The sequence below is a fragment of the Allobosea sp. LC85 genome (genome assembly GCF_000735605.1).
GTDB lineage: Bacteria > Pseudomonadota > Alphaproteobacteria > Rhizobiales > Beijerinckiaceae > Allobosea.
Genome location: NZ_JPKG01000023.1, coordinates 85,715 through 92,500 on the forward strand (window position 1 = coordinate 85,715; position 6,786 = coordinate 92,500).

Annotated in this window: 6 protein-coding genes and 1 pseudogene; 5 read left to right on the forward strand and 2 right to left on the reverse strand. The window is 66.3% G+C overall.

The features are described 5' to 3' along the window. Positions 1 to 9 precede the first annotated feature (9 nt). Genes FG93_RS11475 through FG93_RS11495 form a run of 5 tightly spaced genes read left to right on the forward strand, consistent with a single transcriptional unit; the run spans position 10 to position 5,051 of the window. Positions 10 to 933 carry an ABC transporter permease gene (locus FG93_RS11475; RefSeq protein WP_043234547.1) on the forward strand — a complete coding sequence of 308 codons (924 nt, stop codon included), beginning with the start codon at positions 10 to 12 and terminating at the stop codon, positions 931 to 933. Continuing rightward, entirely contained in the window at positions 926 to 1,792 is an 867-nt protein-coding gene (locus FG93_RS11480; protein WP_043234588.1) for an ABC transporter ATP-binding protein, read from the forward strand. Before FG93_RS11475 ends, FG93_RS11480 begins: the two co-directional genes overlap by 8 nt. Further along, positions 1,789 to 2,586, forward strand: coding sequence for an ABC transporter ATP-binding protein (locus FG93_RS11485; RefSeq protein ID WP_052513635.1), 798 nt, complete (start codon positions 1,789 to 1,791; stop codon positions 2,584 to 2,586). The genes FG93_RS11480 and FG93_RS11485 overlap by 4 nt, the downstream gene beginning before the upstream one ends. Before the next feature lie 28 nt (positions 2,587 to 2,614). Next, complete coding sequence (locus tag FG93_RS11490; protein WP_052513636.1) at positions 2,615 to 3,637, forward strand: serine hydrolase; 1,023 nt, start codon at positions 2,615 to 2,617, stop codon at positions 3,635 to 3,637. Between the two features lie 49 nt (positions 3,638 to 3,686). Beyond that, on the forward strand, positions 3,687 to 5,051 hold the full coding sequence (locus tag FG93_RS11495; RefSeq protein WP_043234549.1) for an MmgE/PrpD family protein: 1,365 nt from the start codon (positions 3,687 to 3,689) through the stop codon (positions 5,049 to 5,051). Here the strand turns inward: FG93_RS11495 and FG93_RS11500 are convergent. Together FG93_RS11500 and FG93_RS32865 are read right to left on the reverse strand one after the other, a co-directional pair. After that, the gene (locus tag FG93_RS11500; RefSeq protein ID WP_081881466.1) at positions 4,976 to 5,998 is read right to left on the reverse strand and encodes a LysR substrate-binding domain-containing protein; all 1,023 of its coding nucleotides are present in this window, start codon (positions 5,996 to 5,998) and stop codon (positions 4,976 to 4,978) included. The two genes, FG93_RS11495 and FG93_RS11500, sit on opposite strands and share 76 nt — an antisense overlap. A 146-nt stretch (positions 5,999 to 6,144) precedes the next feature. Continuing rightward, positions 6,145 to 6,786: pseudogene (locus tag FG93_RS32865) on the reverse strand (hypothetical protein); the annotation flags it as partial.

The following is a 6,786-nucleotide window of genomic DNA, read 5'->3' on the forward strand; positions in this document are numbered from 1 at the left end:
AGGCACGCCATGTCCGCTCCCCCTCTTGAAACGTCCGGGACAGGCCTCAAGGCCTGGCTCACGGCTCCCATTCCGGCTTCGCCTTTCCAGGCGCGGATGCAGCAGCTGTCGCTGAAATGGTGGCGGCTCAAGGCCAACCCGTCGGCGTTGTTCGGGCTGGCCGTCATCGTGCTCATCGTGCTGGTGGCATTGTTCGCGCCCTTGATCGCGACGCATGACATCTACGCCCAGGATCTCGGCAAGCGGCTGATGCGGCCGTCAGCGGCGCATTGGCTCGGCACCGACGAACTCGGCCGCGATATCTTCAGCCGGCTCGTCTTCGGCGCCCGCATCACGCTCTACATCGCCTTGCTGACAGCGATCATCGTTGCGCCGCTCGGCCTCATCATCGGCACCACCTCCGGCTATCGCGGGGGCTGGGTCGATATCGTGCTGATGCGCGTGGTCGATGTCTTCCTGGCGTTCCCGAGCCTGGTGCTGGCGCTCGCCTTCGTCGCCGCGCTCGGCCCGGGCATCGAGAACGCCATCATCGCGATTGCGCTCGCCGCCTGGCCGCCGATCGCCCGGCTTGCCCGCGCGGAAACCTTGTCCATCCGCAAGTCGGACTACATTGCCGCCGTACGGCTGCAAGGAGCGTCGCCGCTGCGCATCATCCTTGGCCACGTCGTGCCGATGTGCATCCCCTCCGTCGTGGTGCGCCTCACGCTCAACATGGCGTCGATCATCCTCACAGCAGCGGGGCTCGGTTTCCTCGGCCTCGGTGCCCAGCCGCCGAGCCCGGAATGGGGCGCCATGCTGGCTTCGGGCCGGGAGTTCATCCTGACCAATGGCTGGATCGCGGCCATTCCCGGAACTGCCATCCTGATCACCAGCCTCGCCTTCAACCTCTTCGGTGATGGCCTGCGCGATATCCTGGATCCGCGTCATGGCTAAGCCGCTGCTCGAGGTCGAGGACCTCTTCGTATCCTTCAGGGGCGCTCATCGCACCACCCAGGCGGTCCGGGGCATCTCGTTCAACGTCGGCCGGGAGAAGGTCGGTATCGTCGGCGAGTCCGGTTCGGGCAAGTCGCTCACCGGGCGCACGGTACTGAAGCTGACGCCGAAGGCCGCGCATATCGACGCCAAGCGGCTCTCCTTCGACGGCATCGACCTGCTCGCGGCCAGCGAGCGGCAGATGCGGAGCATTCGTGGCAACCGCATCTCGATGATCCTGCAGGATCCAAAATTCTCGCTCAATCCGCTGATGCGGGTCGGCCAGCAGATCACCGAAGCCTACCGCCTGCATCACAAGGTCGGCCGGCGCGAGGCCGAGGCGCGGGCACTTGCCATGCTCGAGGCGGTGAAAATCCGCGACCCCGACCGCGTCTACCAGCTCTTCCCGCATGAGGTCTCGGGCGGCATGGGGCAGCGCATCATGATCGCCATGATGCTCATTCCCGAGCCGGACCTGATCATCGCCGACGAGCCGACCTCGGCCCTCGACGTGACGGTGCGAAGGCAGGTCTTGACCATTCTCGACGAGCTCGTCACGCGGCGCGGCGCCGGCCTGATGTTCATCAGCCATGACCTCAACCTCGTTGCCGATTTCTGCGACCGCGTGCTGGTCATGTATGCCGGGCGGATCATGGAGGACATCGCCGCACGCGACCTCCGCAATGCGCGTCACCCCTATACGCGCGCGCTGCTCGACAGCCTGCCGCGGCTCGACCGCGCCACCGACATGCTTCAGGTCCCCAGCCGTGATCCGGCCTGGCTCGACGGCCCGACGATCCGCAGCGGAGTGGCGACATGAGTGCTCCGGCCGCGAACGCCACCGGGGCTGCGCAGGAAACCGCCCTGGCAGTCAGCCATCTCAACATCACCTTCGGCAGCGGCGCAGCCGCGATGACTGCGGTCGACGATGTCTCTTTCACGCTCGGGCACGGCGAAGCCTTCGGGCTCATCGGCGAGTCGGGCTGCGGCAAATCGACGATCCTGCGCGCACTCGTCGGGCTCAACCGCGATTATGAGGGTACGATCAGGTTCCGCGACACGGTGGTGCCGCGCCAGCGCGACAAGAACTTCTTCCGCCGCGTGCAGATGGTCTTCCAGGACCCCTATGCGTCGCTTCATCCGCGCAAGATGGTGCAATACGTCCTGGCCGAGCCCCTCCGGATTCACGGGTTCGACCGGCATCAGGAGCGCATCGACGAAATCCTGTCCGCCGTCGGGCTCGGGCCGTCGTTCCGCTATCGCTTCCCGCATGAGCTTTCGGGCGGCCAGCGCCAGCGCGTCGCCATTGCACGCGCACTCATCATCGAGCCGGAACTGCTGCTCCTCGACGAGCCGACCTCGGCACTCGATGTTTCGGTCCAGGCCGAAATCCTCAACCTGCTGAAGCAGCTCCGGCGTGCCCGCGACCTGACCTATCTGATGGTCAGCCACGACCTCGCAGTGGTGACGCATCTGTGCGAGCGCGTCGGCATGATGAGCGAAGGGCGCATCATCGAGGAAATGAGTGCCGAGGATGTGCGCGCCGGCCGCGCCGCCGAGCCCTACACCCGGGAATTCCTGGAAGCGAGCACGGGGTACCGGCCGGCCTCGTGACGGCAATCCTCAGTGGGAGGCAGTTTTCATGCGCAGAGACATTTCGGGGGAAGGGCAGGTTGCCGATGCTGCCTGGCCGGACGAGGACTGGAGCGCCGTAAACCCTGCTGATGCGGGCTGGTCCGCCGATGGCATCGACCGAATCTGGAGCTATGCCGACACGATCGCGACTGCGACGCTGATGATCGTGCAGGGCGGCCGCGTCGTCGCAAGCCGCGGCGATCTCGCTCATCGCTACCAGTGCCACTCGATCCGCAAGAGTTTCCTCAGCGCTCTCATCGGTATCCACGAAGGCGAGGGCACCATCGACCTCTCGCGCAGCTTGGCGCAGCTCGGAATCGACGACAAGGAAGGCCTGAGCGAACGCGAGAAGGCGGCCACGATCTACGACCTGCTGACGGCGCGGTCGGGCATCTTTCACCCTGCCGGGTACGAGTCTGCCTGGATGAAGTCGATCAAGGAGCCCCGCCATTCGCACGCGCCGGGTACCTTCTGGTCCTATAACAACTGGGACTTCAACGCTCTCGGCACGATCTTCGGCGCGCTCACCGGTGCCGGCATCCACGATGACTTCCAGGAGCGCATCGCCCGGCCGCTTGGCATGCAGGATTTCCGCTTCGACGAAGAGCGCCGCGACGGCTGGATCGAGCCGGATGATTGCTCAGCGCACCCGGCCTACCCCTTCCGCATGTCGACGCGCGATCTCGCCCGCTTCGGCCTGATGTTCCTGCGGCAGGGCCGCTGGCGCAGCCGGCAGGTGGTGCCGGCCAACTGGGTGGCGACCAGTGTCCTGCCGCTTTCGGATGCAGGCCCGCGTGGCGGCTATGGCTATATGTGGTGGGTGTCGCGCTCCGGCGCCGGCTTCCCCGGCGTCGTGCTGCCGGAAGGTAGCTATAGCGCCCAGGGCGTCGGCGGGCAGTGCTGCCTTGTCATTCCCTCGCTTGATCTGGTGGTCGTGCACCGCGTCAACACCGACAAGAAGGGCGAGGAGGTCGACCGCTTCGCCTTCGGGCGCCTGCTGCGCCTCGTCCTCGACGCGCGCACGGGCTGACGGGCGCGCCAGCCGTTCTCGTCATACTCATCGAAGAGCCGGAGAGCCTATGTCGAGTGCCATCGAACGTATCGCGGCCTGGAGCCGGTCCGAACCCGTGTTCTCTTCCCTGGCTCGGGCGCGGGCACGTCATGCGATCGCCGATACGATCGGCTGCATGATCGCCGGCGTCGACGACCAAGCGACGCAGTCGGTGCGTGCGGCGTTCGCCGGGAGCATCGGGCCATCCGGCGCAGCCGCGGTCATAGGCGGCGGCAGCGCACCGGAGGCGATCGCCGCCCTGGTGAACGGCACGGCGGCACATGCTCTCGATTATGACGACAACTTCCGGCCGGGGATCACGCATGCTTCCGCCGTGCTCGTGCCGGCCCTGCTTGCCGTCGCACACGGGCGGGGCGCGAGCGGGCGCAGCTTCGTCGACGCCTATCTCGTCGGGCTCGAGGCGCAAGCCGTGGTCGGGCGGGGCATCAATCCGGCGCATTACACGCTCGGCTGGCACGCGACCTCGACGGTTGGTGCCATCGGAACGGCAGCAGGCACGGCCTGGCTGATGGGGCTCGATGCGAGCGGCATCGCACGCGCCATGAGTGTCGCGGCAAGCATGGCGGCGGGACCCAAGGGGCAGTTCGGGACCCCGGCAAAGCCTCTGCATGCGGGGCTTGCTGCCCGCAATGCGGTTGACGCGGCTGCGCTTGCGGCAACTGGCATGACCGGTCGTCTCGACATCCTGGAATGCCCGATGGGGGTGGCCGAGCTGTTCGGTGATGCGAGCGCGGCGGGGTGGGCCGGGATGACCGTCGCCGAACCGCATGTCATCGAGAGCGAGGGACTCATTCCCAAGCGCCATCCTTGCTGCGGCTCCACGCATTACACGGTGGACGCGATCCTCGGGCTCAAGGCCGAACACGGCTTCACGAGCGCGGACGTGCTGGCGGTGGAGACGCTGGTCGGCATCGCGAATGCGCGCAACCTCGCCTATCCCGACCCGGAAGACGAGATGCAGGCGCGTTTCTCGATGCATTACTGCGTCGCGCTCGCGCTGCTGCAGGACCGCTTGTCGCTCGCCGATTTCACGCCTGAGGCGGTGCAGCGCCAAGCCGTGCGCGAGCTCCTGCCCCGCACCGTCATGAGGGCCTATGACAAGAACGAGGAGGCTGTTGCCGGGCACCTGCCGCATCGGGTGACCGTGCAGCTTGCGGACGGGCGGATGCTGACCGCTGAGCGCTCCGAGGCAAAGGGCTCGATCGCGGACCCCTTCGACGACGTCGATCGCGAGGCAAAATTCCTCGATTGCTGCGCGGCCACGATGAATGAGGCCGAGATCGCGGCGCTCTATGATCAACTCGCCGGCATCGACGCTGCGGCCAATCTCAACTTCCTGTCCCCGGCATTGGTTGTGACACGCCGCGCATAGGAGAGCCTGCCCGGCATCGGGCGCTCAGGCGCGTCGGGCACGCCCAGGGACATGTTCTCATCGATGGCTGCCCAGAACCGCTCGGCACCCGGCCGGCTCGGCGTAGCGGCGCGGTAAAGGCGGATTTCAGCGGTCAGTTCCCAGGAAGGATCGGCTGTCGGGACGAGCAGGCCGCTGCGCAATTCCTCTGTGATCAGGCTTTCCGGGATCCAGGCCATGCCGCGCCCGGCCAGCACCATGGCCTTGAGGCCGACCGACATCGGATTCTCATAGACGGTGACACGGGGGGCGGGCCGGTCGGCGAAGAGCTTCGCCAGACGACGGGCAAAGAACGAGCCGCTGCCGTAGCTGAGCATCCGGACGGGCTCTCCGGTGGGGCGGAAAGCATGCACCGGCCTGCCATCGGCGCCGGCGATCGAGACCGGGATCGCCCGTTCGGAGCCAAGCCGGCGATAGATGAAACGAGCGGGATCGAGCAGCAGCGGCACCGTCTCATGCGCATAGGTCAGCAGGAAATCGCATTCGCCCTGGTTCAGGACCGCGACATTGCCATCATAGGACGAATACTGGTCGCAGAACCGGGTCTTGAGCGAACCAAGCCGCTCCTCGATGCGGCGGACGAAGCCTGGAAAATAGGTCAGTGACAGGGTGTTAAGCGTGGCGAAGACCAGCACCTCCGCCGTGTCGTCATGCTGTTGGCGCGCCTCCTGCCGCGACGTCTGGACCAGTTTCAGGATCTCGCGTGCCCGCGGCAGGAAGATCTTGCCCTCTTCCGTGATGCCGATCGGGTAGCTGCTGCGGTCGAACAAGGACAGGCCGAGCCAGCTCTCGAGCTGCCGGATCCGGCGGCTCAGGGCAGATTGCGTGACATTGCGCTCTCGGGCCGAGCGCGAGAAACTCAAGGTTGTCGAGAGGCTCACAAAGTCCTCCAGCCACTTCAGCTCCATCGCCACGCATCTCCCTCTCCGGCGGATGGCAACCTGCCATGCCGGACGCGACAAGCAAACAGCTTGCCGCGAACCGTACCGGGGAGGTGGACGCGTGGAGGAGCGGGGACCGGATGCGGACGGGGCTGGCCGCCGCAGCGCTTCCGCTAGCGGCGGAAGCCACCATGGAACCCGCCGCCACCACCGCCGTGGAATCCGCCTCCTCCGTGGAAGCCACCTCCTCCGTGGAAGCCTCCTCCACCATGGAAGCCTCCGCCCCCGGCAAACCTGCCGCCACCATGGAAGCCCCCGGCCCCGGCAAACCTGCCGCCGCCTCGGAAGTTTTCCATCCTCTCGCCATGGAAGCGGCCGATCTGCTCTCGGTCGAGATTGCGGATCTCGCCGCCACCCGCATTGGCCCAGCGCCCGTTCTGGTGCTGCTCCCAGCCATTGCTCCCGCGGCGGAAGACCTCGCCATTGCGACCGGCATAGTGGTCATTCGCGCGTGGATGATTGCGCGCGATGTTGCCGGCGTTCTGACGGATATTTCCGGCATTCTGGCGTAGATTGCCGGCGCGCTCGCCGAGTTCTCCCCGTGCACTCAGATTCGCGCGCGCATTGCCGAGATTGGCGCGCTGGCCGGGCGTGAGCCCGCCTCTGTTGGCGATGCGGGTGTCGACGCGGCTATGCACCGAGTTGTTCGTCCAGTGGTTGTAGATGTTGGCGTGGCTGAAGTTGAACTGGTTGAATGTATTGAAATTGTTGATCACCACGTTGTTGTGGCCCCAACCCCAGCCGCCGCCCCAGCC

Excerpts from the sequence above, each read along its gene's own strand:
- FG93_RS11475 (WP_043234547.1), top strand. The coding sequence starts at position 10 with ATGTCCGCTCCCCCTCTTGAAACGTCCGGGACAGGCCTCAAGGCCTGG.
- FG93_RS11480 (WP_043234588.1), top strand. The coding sequence starts at position 926 with ATGGCTAAGCCGCTGCTCGAGGTCGAGGACCTCTTCGTATCCTTCAGG.
- FG93_RS11485 (WP_052513635.1), top strand. The coding sequence starts at position 1,789 with ATGAGTGCTCCGGCCGCGAACGCCACCGGGGCTGCGCAGGAAACCGCC.
- FG93_RS11490 (WP_052513636.1), top strand. The coding sequence starts at position 2,615 with ATGCGCAGAGACATTTCGGGGGAAGGGCAGGTTGCCGATGCTGCCTGG.
- FG93_RS11495 (WP_043234549.1), top strand. The coding sequence starts at position 3,687 with ATGTCGAGTGCCATCGAACGTATCGCGGCCTGGAGCCGGTCCGAACCC.
- FG93_RS11500 (WP_081881466.1), bottom strand. The coding sequence starts at position 5,998 with ATGGAGCTGAAGTGGCTGGAGGACTTTGTGAGCCTCTCGACAACCTTG.